The sequence below is a fragment of the Microcoleus sp. AT9b-C3 genome, from assembly GCF_036705485.1.
Classification (GTDB): domain Bacteria; phylum Cyanobacteriota; class Cyanobacteriia; order Cyanobacteriales; family Microcoleaceae; genus Microcoleus.
In genome coordinates this window covers 66,572-82,954 of sequence record NZ_JAUBUR010000033.1, presented here as the reverse complement: position 1 = coordinate 82,954, position 16,383 = coordinate 66,572, and the positions used below count along the sequence as shown (strand labels likewise).

Here is a 16,383-nt window from a genome sequence, read left to right as displayed (position 1 = left end):
GCTGGAGAAAACTGCTCAATCTCTTGGGTTTGAGCTCGTTTCTCAACCTCCGCAGTTAGATTGAGTTTCTGAGGAGGGCTTTCGCTATGAGACAGGGAATTCATTCCCGCTTAGGACTGCCGGGTGAGTGGCAGGAGTGGCGGACTAAAAGCTTAAGTTGACACCAATAGGCATTGCCGTGTCCTTAGCCCCAGCGAAGTAATATAATATTTACTCACAAGTCAGAATATTGTGTAGAGAGAATTGTTTTTTTGAAAGTTCAACTCATAAATTATGAACACCAAAACTTCCAAATCCGGCAAATTGATGATGGGGATTGCTGCAAGCGCGATCGCATCCTGTGCTCTGTTATCCCCTCAAGCAAGCTTCGCTCAAGCCAGCGGTTTAAATAATGCCCAACCGCTGCAAGACTTTCAAACTCAAGACAATACCGACCCATTTTCCGGCCGCAGCAGCGGCAGCGGAATATTTGATTTAATTCACAGATCCCAATTGGGAGGCGGCCGCAGCATGGAAGAATTTAATAGCGAACAGCGCCAAAATTTGAACGATGCGGCCGCAGAATTTCGGAACAAACAGCGCCTACTACTGGAAAAGCAAGCTGTACCTTCTGAAGGGGCGGCACCAGCAGAAATTACCGCACCCGTCCCTTAAATTTACAACTGCTGTTTGCTCATTTCTCAGTCCGCGTGAGCGAAGCCAGCGCTTAGGCGGACTTCGTTTCTCTAGCAGCGATTTCAAGATCCGAATCTTATCTAAAAACCATCGCCCTTAATCCCGTTCCAACCACGCCCGCATTTTACCCGGATTAAGCAAACCGTAACGATCGACCAACTCTTTAAACTGCAACTGTTCCACATTAATACTTTTCATCCCTCCATCTTCCAATATATAAGTGTGAGGATTAGCAATCAGTGCGCCTTGCTCTTCGTGATGGCGAATAATTTCATTGAGCCGTGATTCCGTAGTGTAGCGAACTATTTGCAAAGCTGCGGCGATCGCCCTCCCGTTCATCCGCAAAAACTCCAAGTGCATCATCACCTCATCCCCATAATAATTGTACAGTTCCTCAATTAACTTCAAACCTTTATCTGGGGGAAAAATCGTCTGCAAATAAGTCAGAGACGGGTCAGCACTGCGAGCGTGCAGAGTTGTATGATTCCAAGTAAATTCAGCAATTGCTGCGCCTTTGCTCGCTGCTTGCGCGTTTTTTTGATAGCAAATTGTGCCGCCATATTCGCGCACCAAATCTTGTAGCGGTTCCAGACAAGATTCAGCTACCATTAACAAAGCGCAGTGCTTACCTTCAGGAATTGCATCGCCGAAAGCAGCAAAATAAGCAGGAATCGGCCAAGCACAAACACAAATTAGTTTTTTGATAATTCCGTCAGCATCGCCCAAAGCTTGACCGAAGTTTGCCGATGTCATAAAATCGTCAAAAGCGACAATGATTTCCGCCCAAGGATAAGCAGGGGCCAGGGGAATTTCTAACTCGGTAATAATCCCATTTGTGCCGTAAGCGTGATTGACTTTTTGCACTTCATCGCCGCGCAATTCGATGACGCGGGGATCGTCTTCCATTGTAACGACTCGAACGGCATGAAGATTTCCCCGATCGCGCAATTGCCCGTAAGTTATCGAACCAATTCCCCCGCTACCGCCGCCAATAAATCCCCCAATCGTTGCGGTGCGATAGGTTGAGGGAACCATCCGCAATTCCCAACCGATTTCTCTGGCTTGTTTGTCGAAAACCGACATTTTCACCCCCGGTTCTACGCAAGCTAAACCCGGTTTGATCCAGCGGATACTGTTCATTTTGGTGGTATCTAAAATGACGCCGCCCTTGAGGGGAATGCACTGCCCGTAATTGCCCGTTCCTGCACCTCTAACAGTTAGCGGAATTTTGGATTTGACGCAGGCTGCTGCAACCCGCAAAACTTCGGCTTCGCTGGCGGGACGAACTACTAAATCTCCTGTTTTATCACTTAAGAGAGGTTGCAAAACTGGACTGAAGTGATAATAGTCTTGAGATAGCTTGACAACTTGCGTGCGATCGCTAATTATTTCAATTCCCGATAGTTCCGACGAAAAAGCATCCCAGTCAATACTTTGAATCGCAGTTGCAGTCATTTTGTTTACTCCATGTTGGCAGTATTATATATTTTCTCAAACATAACTTAGTAACATAAAATACTAACAGCAATGTTTCTTTAAGCAGTAAGGCGCTTATTCGCGCACCCTACACATAGAAGTTCTGCCTCCTAGACTGCTTTTCTCAATTAACAAATCCCCCAAACACCGCCATACCGTAGTATTTCCAAGGCACTGCAACAGTCTCAAATCCCGATGAAACCAGCATTTCCAAATGTGCCGAAAGTGTAGCTAGGCGATCGGGATTAGAATACCCGTAAGAGACACTCGTCCCCACATTTGCGCGAATTTGTGCTAAGGTTTCCCCCTGATTTCGCGCCCAATCTTCTCGCGCCGCTTGATAAATATCTTTCATGACTGCTGATTCTGCTAAAAGAGGATCGGCATTCCAAAAACAGCCCCCAGCATTTAAACTTTCGCGAATCCGTTGAAACAATTTCAGCTTCATCTCGTCCTCAAGATGGTGAATTGCCAGAGATGAAATGCAAGCATTGAATTTATCGCCCAAGCCTGATAAATTTGGATTGTTCGCCCATTCTCCAAAATCCATTTCTATGCCAGTCCACCGGGCTGCGTATCCTGCCGACTCTATTTTGGCGCGGGCAAAATCAAGCATTCGTGGCGAGTAATCGACAGCAACTATTTCCGCAGACGGGTAGCGTTGGAGAACTTTTAAACTCAGTTCTCCCGTACCGCAGCCGAGTTCTAAAATGCGGTGGTTTGTGTTAGCAATGCAGCGTGCTACTACATCCAGCATTTCGTCATATTTAGGTAAAAGTCGCCGAATGCCGGGATCAAAATCCGCAGTATTGACGAAAACTTCTCCCGGAAAAATTTCGTTGTTAGGAGGTGAGACAGTAGAGTCAGAATTCACGATCGCCAACCATAGACTACAATTGCTATCCTAACCGAAATAGAACAAAAAATGCGTGAGCTAGGAACACGGTACTACCGTGTCCTTACTCGATCATCTGTACTTCACTCAACAGAAAACCACTATCAAGTTATGCGTATTCTTACGGATAAGCGAAACACTCGCGGTAAACAATAATTAACCCTCCCTTGCACTCTCCAGTCTGGCTTTACCCCTGACAAGCGAATTTCAAAGGTGGTACCCGCCACCTGATTTATCCGTGGAATCAATCCCAAATCGAAAATCTCAAATCCTCAAGCCCCCGCATTTATCCGTGGGGTCGCCTCTAAAATCTAAAATCTAAAATCGCGCAATCGATTGACTCCAGCAAAACAGTCTGAACAACCAGTGTTATGTTAGTAGTGCATAAATTGAAATAAAGATTAAACCTCATACTTGAGGATACCATGCGCCAGTTGATTTCTCGCAGTCGGGCTGCCATCAGCCAATTAATTTACAAGCGAATTCTCCTTGCGGTTACAATTTTATTTTGTGTAGGTGTAGGAGTAGCGATGGCAAATATGTCTCGTCTTTCCTCCACCCTAATCGAATCGCAAGCCCTCCAAAATGCCACCCTCTATGCCCAAGCTATTAAAGAAGCCCGCACCCTTTACAGTTCCGATGTTGTCAATCCTCTTAACACCGCTAAAATAATTAACTTTACCCACGACTACAAACCGACAAAAGTAACAATTCCCGTACCGGCCACTTTCTTAATAGAACTCGGCCAAAATATCACCAATAAAAATCCCGAAGTATCAGTTCGTCTCTACAGCGACTACCCGTTTCCCTGGCGGCAAGAAGAAGGCGGCGTCCGAGACGATTTTGAACGGCAAGCTATTACCTATTTGACTAGAAATCCGACAAAAAATTTTTTCCGAGTTGATAATTATCGCGGCAAGCCAGCCTTTCGATATGCCGAGGCAGATATTCTAAGCTCTAGCTGCGTTAACTGTCACAATACTCACCGCGACAGTCCTAAAACTGATTGGAAAGTGGGAGATGTGCGGGGGATATTAGAAATCACTCAACCTCTCGATACCATCACTCAAAATACTCAAAGTGAACTTAAAAACCTGTTTTTACTGTTAGTAGGACTTTCATTTTTAGGCGTTACAGGATTAACTTTAGCTATCAGCCGCTTGCGCCAAAATGCTAAACAATTAGAACAGCGCGTCAGGGAACGCACAGCACAATTGCAAGAAACTAATGTAGAATTGCTGAAAGAACAGGAAAAGAGCGATCGCCTGCTGCTCAATATTTTACCCGAGTCCATTGCTGCCAAGCTAAAAGACGGTCAAAGCAGTATTGCTGACGGCTTCGCAGAAGTCACGATATTGTTTGCGGATATCGTAGGCTTTACTGTACTTTCAGCACAAATATCTCCCGAAGAATTGCTCGATTTTCTCAACGAAATTTTTTCAGCCTTCGATGGTTTGACGGAAAAGTACGGCTTGGAAAAAATCAAAACAATTGGAGATGCTTACATGGTAGTGGGAGGTTTGCCAAATCCCAGCACCAACCACGCCGAAAGCATTGCGGAAATGGCTTTAGATATGCAGGAGGAATTAGCCAAATTTAATGCCAAACATCATGCAGGAATTAACATTCGCATCGGCATCAATACCGGGCCTGCCATTGCCGGGGTTATTGGTACTAAAAAATTCATTTACGACCTCTGGGGCGATGCCGTCAATACAGCAGCCCGCATGGAATCCCACGGGATTGCCGGCGCGATTCAAGTCACACAATCAACTTACGATATTTTGCAAAATAAGTATTTGTTTGAAGACAGAGGAATTATCGACATCAAAGGCAAGGGCGAGATGAATACTTATCTGCTTGCAGGCAGGCGAGTCAGCGCACTTTCGGTTTAAGTTGTTTATTATATTATTAAGGGGTCTGCTAGTTAGTCCGAAGTCAGTCAATTTTAGATTTTAGATTTTAGATTTTAGATTTACTGCACAGGTGAATCTGGGAGCTTGAACTTTGGCCTAAAATTTTTATATCTCCACGAGTTAAGTCGGGGGCTGGTATCCGTTTTTGGGTGGGTCATCAGTCATTAGCCGTTAGTGCTTAGCCAAGAAGTAACGCTTAATGGCTGCTGGCTATTGACTGCTGACAATTACAGGAATTACACAGGGGATGTGAGAAACGCGGTTTCTGCGCGGTTGCTTCGTTGACCCACCCTAAATTGATTGCGAGAAACCGGGTTGATTTTCCTATGTCCTACATTAGCCATTTGCCAAATAGTAAATCTTATGTTATTGCGGATTTTATCATTTTTGAAATTTTTCAAATCTCGCTTGTCTAGGCAAATAGCTTTGTGGGTATTTGCTAGCATTCTTGTCATAGAGGGAATTATTTTAGTTCCCTCTTATTTTAGGCGAGAAAATGAACTTTTAAGCCAACTGGAACAGGTATCTCGGGCGACTGTTGATTCCCTAGAGTTTTTGCTACAGCAAGATATTTCCGATCGCACTTTCTTGCAAGAAGAAGTAAAAAATATTACTAAGGATTCTCAAGTAGTGTTAGGACTGTCTATTTACCAAGCTAACGGTGAGCTAATATATACACTTGGCGAACCGCCAGAAATTAGTTTAGAGCAACTAAAAAAAGCTCGTATAGTTCACCATCACAATTTCGATGGCAAGCGCTACGATATTGCTTGGACGGAGCGACATTTTGGAGGCGAGTACATCTTAATTGTGCGCCACGATGCTTCCACGGTTCAACCGGAACTGTACGCATTTATCGGACGCGTTGCTGTTTTAGTCATCATTATATCAGCCTTTGTCACTTCTGTGACTATGTTCTTTTTAGGGGTGACAGTAATTGTACCTATATTGAGATTGCGCGATGACTTGATCGCTGCTGGAGACGCTTTGAGCAAAGATCGAGAACAACCTGATTTCTACTCTCTGTCTGTCAAGCGCGATGACGAGTTAGGAGAACTCATGGTGGCATTCAATCAAATGTTTCACCGAGTTTACAAGGAAATTGCACAGCGGAAGCAAGCTGAGGAAGTATTGCGCGCCGAACAAGAAAAGTCGGAACGTTTATTACTAAATATATTACCAGTAATGATTGCCGATCGCTTAAAACAAGGTCAGATAAATATTGCGGACGGATTTGCCGAGGTTACTGTTTTGTTTGCTGATATTGTGGGATTTACCGAAATATCTTCGCGCACGTCTCCTGAAGAATTAGTCAAGTTGCTTAACAAAATATTTTCATGTTTCGATAGCTTGAGCGAGCAATACGGCTTAGAAAAAATTAAGACGATAGGCGACAATTATATGGTAGCAGGCGGTTTGCCACTTCCCTGTACAAATCACGCCGAATCTATTGCCGAAATGGCGCTGGAAATGCAGCAAGAAATTATGAAATTCCGCGACGAATGCGGTCAACCTCTCAATATCCGCATTGGCATTAATACTGGGCCTGTTGTAGCAGGTGTCATCGGCACTAAAAAGTTTATTTACGATTTGTGGGGAGATGCTGTGAATACAGCAAGCCGCATGGAGTCGCAGGGACTTCCGGGTAAAATTCAAGTTAGCAACTCAACTTATGAGTTGCTGTGCGATAAGTATTTGTTGGAAAAGCGCGGTAAAATTAATGTTAAAGGCAAAGGATCTATGACGACTTATTTGCTCAAAGGCAGAAAATTGTAACTGACAATTTTAACCATCGCCCGCGAATACGTGGTATGGGGGCTGACGTTTCCAGGCAGCGCCCATCGACACCAAACTAGATTTTTTGTGAACGAACCGCGAAGACGCTAAGGACACGAAGGAAGAGGAGAAGAAAGAATTAAAAATAAAAAGTTCATAAGTGAGTTAAAATTGCTATATTAAAAGGGGAGTTGATATTAGTTACATGGGTAAAAATGACGGCGAATCAGGAACATAATTCTGCAATTTCACCGATTTGGCAGCCCTTCACGCAAATGAAAACGGCTGCCCCGCCGCTGAAGGTAATTCGCGGCAAAGGATCGGTGCTGGAATTGGCAGACGGGCGGCAAATTCTCGACTGCATTTCTAGTTGGTGGGTGACTGTTCACGGGCACAGCCATCCGGTTTTGGCGGAGGCTCTTTACGCACAAGCTCAAAATTTAGAACACGTAATATTTGCGGGGTTTACTCACGAACCTGCTGAGAAACTTGCAAGTAAATTGCTAACTCATACGCCTGCTTCTTTAACGCGGATATTCTTTTCTGATAACGGATCGACTGCTGTTGAAGTTGCTCTGAAAATGGCATTTCAATATTGGCAAAATATCGGAGAAACTAACCGCACTAGCTTTATTAGTTTTGAGGGAGGTTATCATGGCGATACTGTGGGCGCGATGTCGGCTGGCAGAAGTTCGCTGTGGTGGGAATCTTTTGCACCTTTAATGTTTGCTGGGGATGTTGTTCCTTTTCCGGCGACTTTTGACGGCGATGAGGAGGTGGAAAGCAAGGAGGCCGCGAGTTTAGAGAAATTGGAGTTTTTGTTAAAGCAGGGCGGCTATGCGGGAATTTTTATCGAACCTTTGGTGCAAGGTTCTGGGGGGATGCGAATGTGCCGCCCTGAGTTTTTGCAGGATCTCGCACAACTTGCCCGCCAGTTTAATGTATTGTTGATTTACGATGAAGTAATGACGGGTTTTGGTCGCACGGGCGAACTGTTTGCCTCTGTTAAATCTGGAACTTCACCGGATATCCTGTGTTTGTCTAAAGGATTGTCTGGTGGCTGTTTGCCAATTGCTGTCACAATGGCGTCGGAGGATATTTATCAAGCTTTCTGGCGAGATGAATGGGACAAAGCTTTTTTTCACGGTCATTCTTACACCGGAAATCCCTTAGCTTGTGCGGTGAGTGTAGCATCGATGGAGCTTTTGGAGCAAAACCCAAATGTGTATCAAGGGATGGAAAAACTCCACCACAAATATCTGAATCAATGGCTGAGAAATCATCCTAAACTCGAACGGATTCGGACTTGCGGCACCATCGCAGCAATGGATGTGAAAACGGAAAGCGTTTCCGGTTATTTTAATGACATTGCTCCTGTATTGAAAGCCAGATTTCTCGAAGCGGGTTTTTTGCTACGCCCCTTGGGAAATACGCTTTACTTGATGCCTCCCTACTGCATTTCTCCTGATGAACTAGAATCGATTTATCGGGTAATTCGTCAGGTTTTGGATACTCTGTAAACCCTTTAATTTTAGTAATGAATTTACCCAATTGGAACGATTTGGCTGACGAGGCGCTGGCGGGCAAATGTCTCTCTCGCGAGCAATCTTTAGCCGTATTGCGCGCACCGGATGAGGTTTTGCTGGAACAACTAAACGCAGCTTATCGGGTGCGCCACCACTACTGGGGAAACCGAGTCAGGCTGCACTATTTGTTAAATGCTCAAAGTGGCCTTTGTCCTGAAGATTGCCATTATTGTTCTCAGTCAAAAATTTCGACTGCGGAAATTGAAAAATATCCGCTTTTAGCTAAGGAGAAAATTCTGGATGCCGCCCAACGCGCAGCAGATTTAAAAGCAGGTACGTTTTGTTTGGTGATTTCTGGCCGCCAACCCAGCGCATCTACTTTCGATCGCGTTGTGGATGCTGTTGAGACTGTGAAGGCAAATTATAACCTAAAAATTTGCGCTTGTTTGGGATTGTTGAGCCAGGAGCAAACTCACCGGCTGGCTAAAGCTGGAGTCGATCGCGTAAATCACAATCTCAATACTTCCGAATCATATCACTCGGACATTTGCACGACTCACACTTTTGGCGATCGGGTGGAAACCGTCGAACACGTAAAAGCAGCGGGAATCACAACTTGTTCCGGCGGAATTTTGGGGATGGGCGAATCGGATGATGATGCGATCGATTTAGCGCTTTCGCTTCGCAACTTGGGCGTTACCAGCGTGCCGGTCAACTTTTTCATTCCGATTCCCGGGACGCCATTTGCAGATGTGAACAGGTTAACTCCCCGCCAATGTTTGCGAATTCTCTGTTTGTTCCGATTTTTGCTTCCCAGTCAAGAAATTCGGATTGCTGGGGGACGGGAGGTGCATTTGCGATCGCTGCAACCTCTGGGACTTTACCCTGCTAATTCTATCTTTGTTGGGGATTATCTGACAACGCCCGGACAAGCTGCCCATCAAGATTGGGACATGATTCGAGATGCGGGATTTGCGATCGAATCCCCCGAAGGTTCTCTCTTAGAAGTTGATTCAGCAGTTACCAAATCCGAACAAAAAACCCTGGTTGTTTAACTCTTATACCAGAAATAGAGTAGGACACGGCACAGCCGTGTCCCTACCCAATATCTATATTTCACGTTTACGCATGGGAAGAGAAACCGGATTTCTGAGGTAGCAAATGCGTCAGCCGTAAGTTCTTAGATTGTAGTCAGAAACCCTTATTCTCCGGTTGACATTCTTCAATCTAAAATCTAAAATCTAAAATCTAAAATCATACAAGGGGGGGAAATTGTGGACAAACGCGAAGAAATTACGATCGCAGAATACCAGCTAACTGCCGAATCTTTCCGAGAAGGAACTTGGCATCACGACGTATCCCAAAATCGCTCCGCATTGACCGCTGCCATGCCCCGCAATCCCGGTAAAATTCTCGATATAGGATGCGGGCCGGGACGAGATTTAGTAGCGTTCAAGAGCCAAGGACACACAGTTGTAGGCTTAGATGCAACTCCCGCTTTTGTAGAAATAGCAAAAGAGTTGTCGGGATGCGAAGTTTGGCAGCAATCTTTTCTGAATCTCGACTTGCCCAAGGCAGAATTTGACGGTATTTTTGCCAATGCTTCCCTGATTCACGTTCCCAGCAATGAGATGGTAAAAGTGCTGCAAAATTTGCACAAAACCTTAGTTGTTAACGGGGCAATTGTCATGTCAATGTGCCGGGGAAATTGGGAAGGATACGACGAGCGGCCGACGGGAAAACGCTATACTGCCGGATGGGAATATGAAACTTTAGCGCCTTGTTTGGAACAAGCAGGATTTGCAATTGTCGATCGCTACTATCGCCCCCCCGGCTTACCCCGCGAAGCTCAATCTTGGGTAGTAATGGTGGGTAAAAAAATCTAACGTAAATGGGACATGGAGAATCGGTAATTGTGAATCATTCTCCTCTCTTCCTCAGCGCCCTCAGCGGCTTCTGCGGTTAATAAAAAAACTGATTCACCAATTAACAGAAGATTGTTGTATAATTACCCTGTCAAATAAACCACTTAAATTCCAATTAATATGACCGAGAAATTCCACATTTTTTTAGCGGGTGCTAGTCGAGGAGTAGGCTTAGAAATCGCGAAATGTCTGATAGCACAAAATATGCAAGTAACTGCACTTTTGCGATCGCCCGCAACCAGCACCGAATTAGAAGCAATGGGCATCAAAGTCGTGACTGGCGATGCTTTGGATGCTGCGGCTATGGAAGCTGCGATGGCTGGCGGTGAGTCAATTTATGCCGTAATCAGCACAATTGGCGGCTTGCCAAAAGATGGAGAAAGAGCCGATTATTTGGGCAACAAAAACTTGATTGATGCGGCTGTCAAAGCAGGCGTGCCAAAATTTATTTTAGTTTCATCAATCGGCAGCGGTAATAGTGTGGGCGCTTTGCCGCCCCAAGCTTTAGAAACTTTGCGCCCGGTTTTAATTGAGAAAGAAAAAGCCGAAAATCATTTGATAGCAAGCGGGATGATTTATACAGTGATTCGTCCGGGCGGACTCAAATCGGAACCTGCAACAGGCAACGGTATCTTAACAGAAGATTGTCGAGTTGCTGGAACTATTCACCGGGCGGATGTAGCCCAGCTAGTTTGTCAGTGTTTAGTTTCTGATGCTGCTAACAATAAAGTTGTGTCGGCGGTAGACAGGCAAATGCTTTACGGCAATCCCGAATTTGAGGAATTAAATTTCTAAGGGCGGGTTTTACCAACAATAATTGCCTAAAACCGATAATCTCGTAAACCCGCCCCCACTTGGGCGGCGATCGCGCGGGGTGGGGCGGGTTTTTGAGTCTTTGGGTATCCTTTGAAACTATTGGTGAACCAGCCCCTACAAGTTTTTGACGGAGGGCGATCGTAAACCTGTCCCCAACCAACGGCAAATCTCAAGAATCAAAGGGCTTAATCCACGATCGCCCGATCGCCCAATCCAAAACCAAACCCGCGATCGCAAACAATACCACACTCTCCACACCGCGAACCGCAAACGGCAATAACTCCTGTAGTGCGGGCATCTTTCCGCGTTCAAAAAACAATCCAGCATCCAACTGTCCAAAAGCCCGCACCAACCCAAAAGCCAACACCGCACCCGATTTAAGCTGCGGGTTAACATCTCGGCGAATCGCATAGCGGTAAGTCACGCCGAACAAAAAACCGCCCAAAAGTGCGATCGCGCCTCTAAAGGCAAAATTTAGGTCAATTTCCCTTATCTGCAAACTCGCCAGAGAATCGAACCTAGGCGCCAGAATTAAGCTATTACCAAGGGCGATCGCCCCAAAACCCAGCAAACAAGAAAAAGCAGCAACACTCCCTGCCTTCAAAGATTCTACCCGTTCAGCCGCACTAAAATTTGACGAATCCTTCACTGTGCCCTCATTTCAAAAATGGCTCAAATTGACTTATCATATGGTTTGGAGTCACTTTGTACAGTTTGTTCAATAAATAGCTATGGATATTTTGTCACTCGGTTGGGTTTCGGTGCTAGTTCTGTTCTCCTTCTCAATTTCAATGGTCATTTGGGGACGCAACGGTTTCTAGATTCCAGAATAGCTTGCGGGGCAGGCTTTTTAACTGTCCCGCATTTTTTTTAATCCTATTTAACCCAATCAAAATAACAGGAGTTGTCAACATGAGTGCCAAAAAAATCTTAATGTTAGTCGGCGACTTTGTAGAAGACTACGAAGTAATGGTTCCCTTCCAAGCACTGCAAATGGTAGGTCATACCGTCCACGCAGTCTGCCCGGACAAAGCAGCAGGCCAAACAATTCGCACCGCAATTCACGACTTTGAAGGCGATCAAACCTACAGCGAAAAACCAGGTCACAACTTCACTTTAAACGCGACTTTTGACGAAATCAACCCGGCAGACTACGACGCTTTGATTATCCCCGGAGGACGCGCCCCAGAATACATCCGCCTCAACGAACAAGTGCTGCAAATTACCCGCTACTTTGCCAACAGCAAAAAGCCGATCGCATCTATTTGTCACGGCTTACAGGTTCTAACAGCAGCAGGCGTACTCGAAGGCAAACGCTGCACCGCATACCCCGCTTGCAGCCCCGACGTACTCCGGGCCGGCGGCAAATATACAGAAGTTCCAGTTACCGAAGCCGTAGTCGATGGCAATTTAGTCACCGCCCCCGCGTGGCCAGCACATCCTAACTGGCTGGCCCAATTCCTGAAAGTTTTGGGAACGAAGATCGAACATTCAGAGAAAGTCGAAGTGTGACTATTTTCACAGTCAAAGTTAAACCGAATTCCAAACAGCAAAGCATCGAAGAGCAACCAGACGGCAGCCTCACAATACATCTCAAGTCGCCGCCAGTCGATGGTAAAGCCAATCAAGAATTAATCATGCTGTTGGCGAAGAAGTTTAAAGTGCCGAAATCTGCGATCGGCATTAAATCCGGTTTTTCTTCGAGAAATAAACTTGTGGAAATTCCAATGGAACTTTTTACAGACAAATAAAGGTAATAACAAATCTATCTAAAGAGGGATATAGACTCAACTTTAAAAGTATATATTAATAGTTGTAGAGTTAGAATAAAAAATTATGAGCATTGAAAATAGAGTCGAAGCCACAGCGAAGAATATTGAAGGCAAAATCCAAGAAGCTGCTAGCGAAGTTACCGGGAATCAGAAAGATAAATTAGAAGGTCAAGCCAAACAGGATGAAGCATCAGCAATTCACCTGAAAGAAGACCTCAAAGATAAAGCAAAAGAGATTGTAGACCGAGCTTAGTAACAGTATTCGCTACAAGTTTCCTGCCTACTAAATCCCGCAAATTATGTGTTTGCGGGATTTTTTTATTATGTAGGGGCGGGTTTTACCAACCATAATTGCCAAAAATCAACTATCTCATAAACCCGCCCCCACCCCGCCCAAAATTCCGAATTAATTGAATTAAACGCTTGGGCGACGATGCTGAATCGGGCTTATTCGTTGGCTGAGGGCGGGTTTATCAACATTATTGGTAGCGTGGCAAAATTCATCGGCGAACCGCCCCTACAGATTCTAGTAATTCATAATGCAAAAGCATTAATTTTGTGGCTGCAATTGTTTCCCTTGCATAAGTTGTGCCATCTTGATGAGAAAATTCTACCTCAAAAGCACTGCCATCAAATTCCATCACGACTGTTCCTACTTGTCCTTTATATAATTTAATGATTTGTTGGGTTTCAAAATGGGTTGCTTCTAAATCTTCAGTTAAAGCCACAATATCTAGGTCTTTAATTGTTTTCATTGTTTTTACCTCACTTTTTGACGGGATAACAACTTGTTAATCTGGGTAAAGTTTCACCTGAGCGGACGATCCAAGCTGCTAGAATCAGAAATTCACCTACTGCGGTTTTTAGCCAGAATTTCATGTTGTAATGTGTTGCGTATTCAGTGTTTTTTTGAATAACAACATCTTCGTTGATAGCAGCTTCTTTTAAAGCCTGTTTGAGCATTTCAGCATTTTTTAGGGTAATGCCTAACATACTGGCCAACAAAATAGCTTTATTTTTTCCTTCTTGGTGATTCAGATTTAGAGAATATTATTCTATTTTATTGCCTAAATCTGCTAAATGACCATTGGGCAGTTTCACTATTGATAACTTTTTTTGAAGGACAAAATAGAATATTAGTCTGCTACGATAATCGACTTTTACTCATCTGTCAATTATATGGTCTTTGAGTTGGGGGCGGGTTTATCAAGATTAATGGTGGGTGGCAAAATTCATCGGCTAACGGCCCCTTCCTTTCAATGCCCAATGCCCAATCCCCAATTCCCAATGCCAATAAAAAAGCCAGGGATGGATATCCCCAGCTCGAAACATACCACAATTAGTTTTGAGAGTTGGTAGGGCGATGTTTCAGAATCGACCCCACCCACTTTTACCAAATTAAATCAGGGTAATGTCAGCAGCCGTAATGCCCGGTCTGCCATTCAGAATTGCCAGCGTAACGCCTGGGTTAGAACCAGCAATACCGTCAGGGTCAAATCCTAGTCGTCCGTCTGCATTCTGATAAAAGACGAACGGCTCTGTCGCGCCCGCCCCGGCTGGAGCAAACTGGCTAGTGTAAGTCCCACTCTCAAGCGCCAAGAACGCCTGCGAAGAAAGTCGATTCGTATTTGGCACTCCCCTCAAGTTGGGGAAGCCGTTGGAGCCATTGACTTGGAAGATAAACTTGTCTTGTCCGATCGTAAAATCGCCGATTTGGTCTGGGTCAGTACCCACGGCGCCCTCGCCGAAGTTGTTGTAGTAGAAGCTGTCATTACCCGATCCGCCAATCAGCGTGTCAGCACCAGGCCCGCCGCCAAGAGAGTCGTTACCGTCGCCGCCGATCAAATAGTCCTTCCCAAAGCCGCCCAGCATCGTGTCGTTTCCGGCACTGGCATTTAAGGTATCGTCCCCGGCTCCTCCAGCGGCGTCGGTAGCATTGGATGAGTCGCCGAACAGGATGTCATCCCCGTTACCAGTAGTGATCACATCAGTGCCGTTGCCACCAATAATGAAGTTGCTGCCTAAGGTATCAGTAATCAAGTTTGGCGCTGTAAAACCGGTAAAGCTGACGCCGCTAGCGTAGGAGATGAAGTCGTTACCCGCAACGTTGCCAATCACGCGATCGCGCGGAGTGCCAAAGATCAGGGTGTCACTTCCCTCGCTACCGTTAAAGAGGTTGGTGACGGTGAAACTGCTGAGAGCAGGATTGGTGTAGCCAATTAACGAATCGTTGCCCAGCCCGCCTTCGAGAGTAATCAAAGCAGTACCAGTACCAGCAAAACGGGCAGCCGTAGCATTGATAGTATCGTTGCCATCTCCACCGGCTGCGTTAGTAAAGGTACCGCTCAGGTTGTCGTTGCCTTCGCCGCCGATCATTGTATCAGTCGCAAAAGCTGCAACGATCGTGTCATTGCCTACTCCGCCGTCGAGCAAGTTGCGACCCGCGAAGCCTCCAAATGAACTCTGGGCACCTCCGCTCAAAGTTACATTCACCGTCGTCCCTGACGAGATGAAGTCGTCGCCGGCACCTCCCAACGCGGTATCCTGCGTAGCAAAAACCGTGATCGTGTCGTTGCCGTCGCCGCCGTCCAAGAAGTTTTTGCCGGCCTCAAACTCGGCGATACCGCCGACGAGAGAATCGTCGCCGGCACCGCCGAGCAAGGTGGTTTTCTCAACGCCAATGGTGACCAAGCTGCCTGGAGCAAACTGGTTCGGCTGGCTAGAGTTGCGAATGACTAAAGTATCGTTGTCAAGGTCGCCGGACAGATAGCTGTTGCTGGCCACACCGTACAGTGTGTCGTTGCCTTTACCGCCGAACAGAGTATCTTTTTGATTGATACCTACAACGTAGTCGTCGCCCAAGTCGCCCCGCAAGAAGTTGCTACCTGCATTGCCACCGGCGCTTGCCCCGACGGGAATACCGAGGTTGTTGCCGCCGCCGGAGATGAAGAAGCCGAGGGAGTCATTGTCCTTGCCGCCGTAGAGCGAGTCTCTTCCGAGGGCGCCTCCGAGCATCGTATCGGTGCCCTCATTACCAAACATGAGGTTGCCATCTACTGTACCTTGGAGCAAGTCTTCTCCCGCACCGCCGTACAGGGTCGTATTCCGGCTTTGAGCGATTACGGTGTCACTGCCTGCATCGCCAAACATCAAAGCCCGCTCGCGCTGGGCTACTAATGAATCTTCGTCCTCGCCGCCGTACAGAGTATCGTTGGGGCCGACGGAAGTCAGAGTATCGTTATCGCCTTGGCCAAATATTAAACTGCCGCCGAGGGTAGAAGTTGTAATTAAATCCGCCCCAGCTCCAGCGAAGATTGTATCCGGGCCCAGTCCCGGAGTGTTTAAATTAGTTTGATCGGAATTGTCAGTTAACGTTGTCATAAAGCTTCACTCCTCTACTTGTTGGTCATCGCTGGTGCGACTACAGACACTGCCTAGAACACCGAATGTTTGGATTCCGCTGTAGTTTAACCTGTTTGCCAGCCGCAAGTCTAGCCTACTGGCGTTAACCCTGTCTAGACTTTCTCCCTCGCGGATTTTTTGCTTGTAAGCTTTTATATTCAATGTCTTCACCCTTTAATAATCCTGGTGCACTGTCTCAGGTGC

Annotated in this window: 17 protein-coding genes; 11 read left to right on the top strand and 6 right to left on the bottom strand. The window is 46.0% G+C overall.

The genetic code is table 11. From position 1 onward, the window contains the following. Positions 1–273 precede the first annotated feature (273 nt). Positions 274–654, top strand: coding sequence for a hypothetical protein (locus tag QUB77_RS24700; RefSeq protein ID WP_333170330.1), 381 nt, complete (start codon positions 274–276; stop codon positions 652–654). Between the two features lie 117 nt (positions 655–771). On the opposite strand, the gene QUB77_RS24695 is transcribed toward QUB77_RS24700, so the two are convergent. Then, positions 772–2,130: an FAD-binding oxidoreductase gene (locus tag QUB77_RS24695; protein ID WP_333170329.1), complete on the bottom strand. Its 1,359-nt coding sequence runs from the start codon at positions 2,128–2,130 to the stop codon at positions 772–774. Between the two features lie 145 nt (positions 2,131–2,275). Continuing rightward, positions 2,276–3,025, bottom strand: coding sequence for a class I SAM-dependent methyltransferase (locus tag QUB77_RS24690; protein WP_333170328.1), 750 nt, complete (start codon positions 3,023–3,025; stop codon positions 2,276–2,278). 446 nt (positions 3,026–3,471) lie between these two features. Between QUB77_RS24690 and QUB77_RS24685 the strand changes: the two genes are divergently transcribed. The 6 genes from QUB77_RS24685 (at position 3,472) to QUB77_RS24660 (ending at position 10,984) form a co-directional block, all read left to right on the top strand. Next, the gene (locus QUB77_RS24685; protein WP_333170327.1) at positions 3,472–4,941 is read left to right on the top strand and encodes an adenylate/guanylate cyclase domain-containing protein; all 1,470 of its coding nucleotides are present in this window, start codon (positions 3,472–3,474) and stop codon (positions 4,939–4,941) included. A gap of 384 nt (positions 4,942–5,325) precedes the next feature. Beyond that, positions 5,326–6,738 carry an adenylate/guanylate cyclase domain-containing protein gene (locus tag QUB77_RS24680; protein WP_333170326.1) on the top strand — a complete coding sequence of 471 codons (1,413 nt, stop codon included), beginning with the start codon at positions 5,326–5,328 and terminating at the stop codon, positions 6,736–6,738. Between the two features lie 215 nt (positions 6,739–6,953). Then, positions 6,954–8,258, top strand: coding sequence for an adenosylmethionine--8-amino-7-oxononanoate transaminase (gene bioA, locus QUB77_RS24675; RefSeq protein ID WP_333170325.1), 1,305 nt, complete (start codon positions 6,954–6,956; stop codon positions 8,256–8,258). Between the two features lie 17 nt (positions 8,259–8,275). Further along, complete coding sequence (gene bioB, locus QUB77_RS24670; protein ID WP_333170324.1) at positions 8,276–9,319, top strand: biotin synthase BioB; 1,044 nt, start codon at positions 8,276–8,278, stop codon at positions 9,317–9,319. Positions 9,320–9,538: 219 nt separating this feature from the next. Next, positions 9,539–10,150: a class I SAM-dependent methyltransferase gene (locus tag QUB77_RS24665; protein ID WP_333170323.1), complete on the top strand. Its 612-nt coding sequence runs from the start codon at positions 9,539–9,541 to the stop codon at positions 10,148–10,150. Between the two features lie 159 nt (positions 10,151–10,309). Then, positions 10,310–10,984 (top strand): SDR family oxidoreductase, encoded by a 675-nt coding sequence (locus tag QUB77_RS24660; protein ID WP_333170322.1) that lies wholly within the window; start codon positions 10,310–10,312, stop codon positions 10,982–10,984. Positions 10,985–11,174: 190 nt separating this feature from the next. Here the strand turns inward: QUB77_RS24660 and QUB77_RS24655 are convergent, their stop codons facing one another. Beyond that, complete coding sequence (locus QUB77_RS24655; RefSeq protein ID WP_333170321.1) at positions 11,175–11,654, bottom strand: hypothetical protein; 480 nt, start codon at positions 11,652–11,654, stop codon at positions 11,175–11,177. A gap of 82 nt (positions 11,655–11,736) precedes the next feature. On the opposite strand from QUB77_RS24655, the gene petN reads away from it, so the two are divergent. From petN to QUB77_RS24635, 4 genes are all read left to right on the top strand, one after another. After that, the gene (gene petN / locus QUB77_RS24650; RefSeq protein WP_071883976.1) at positions 11,737–11,826 is read left to right on the top strand and encodes a cytochrome b6-f complex subunit PetN; all 90 of its coding nucleotides are present in this window, start codon (positions 11,737–11,739) and stop codon (positions 11,824–11,826) included. Between the two features lie 91 nt (positions 11,827–11,917). Further along, positions 11,918–12,517 carry a DJ-1/PfpI family protein gene (locus QUB77_RS24645; RefSeq protein ID WP_333170320.1) on the top strand — a complete coding sequence of 200 codons (600 nt, stop codon included), beginning with the start codon at positions 11,918–11,920 and terminating at the stop codon, positions 12,515–12,517. Beyond that, positions 12,514–12,756: a DUF167 domain-containing protein gene (locus QUB77_RS24640; protein WP_333170319.1), complete on the top strand. Its 243-nt coding sequence runs from the start codon at positions 12,514–12,516 to the stop codon at positions 12,754–12,756. Before QUB77_RS24645 ends, QUB77_RS24640 begins: the two co-directional genes overlap by 4 nt. A gap of 85 nt (positions 12,757–12,841) precedes the next feature. Continuing rightward, complete coding sequence (locus QUB77_RS24635; RefSeq protein WP_333025464.1) at positions 12,842–13,030, top strand: CsbD family protein; 189 nt, start codon at positions 12,842–12,844, stop codon at positions 13,028–13,030. A gap of 247 nt (positions 13,031–13,277) precedes the next feature. Here QUB77_RS24635 and QUB77_RS24630 read toward each other — a convergent pair whose 3' ends face one another. The 3 genes from QUB77_RS24630 to QUB77_RS24620 form a co-directional block, all read right to left on the bottom strand. Then, the gene (locus tag QUB77_RS24630) at positions 13,278–13,532 is read right to left on the bottom strand and encodes a DUF4926 domain-containing protein (protein WP_333170318.1); all 255 of its coding nucleotides are present in this window, start codon (positions 13,530–13,532) and stop codon (positions 13,278–13,280) included. A gap of 10 nt (positions 13,533–13,542) precedes the next feature. Then, entirely contained in the window at positions 13,543–13,815 is a 273-nt protein-coding gene (locus QUB77_RS24625) for a DUF6883 domain-containing protein (protein ID WP_333170476.1), read from the bottom strand. 360 nt (positions 13,816–14,175) lie between these two features. After that, on the bottom strand, positions 14,176–16,158 hold the full coding sequence (locus QUB77_RS24620) for a calcium-binding protein (RefSeq protein ID WP_333170317.1): 1,983 nt from the start codon (positions 16,156–16,158) through the stop codon (positions 14,176–14,178). Between the last annotated feature and the right edge of the window lie 225 nt (positions 16,159–16,383).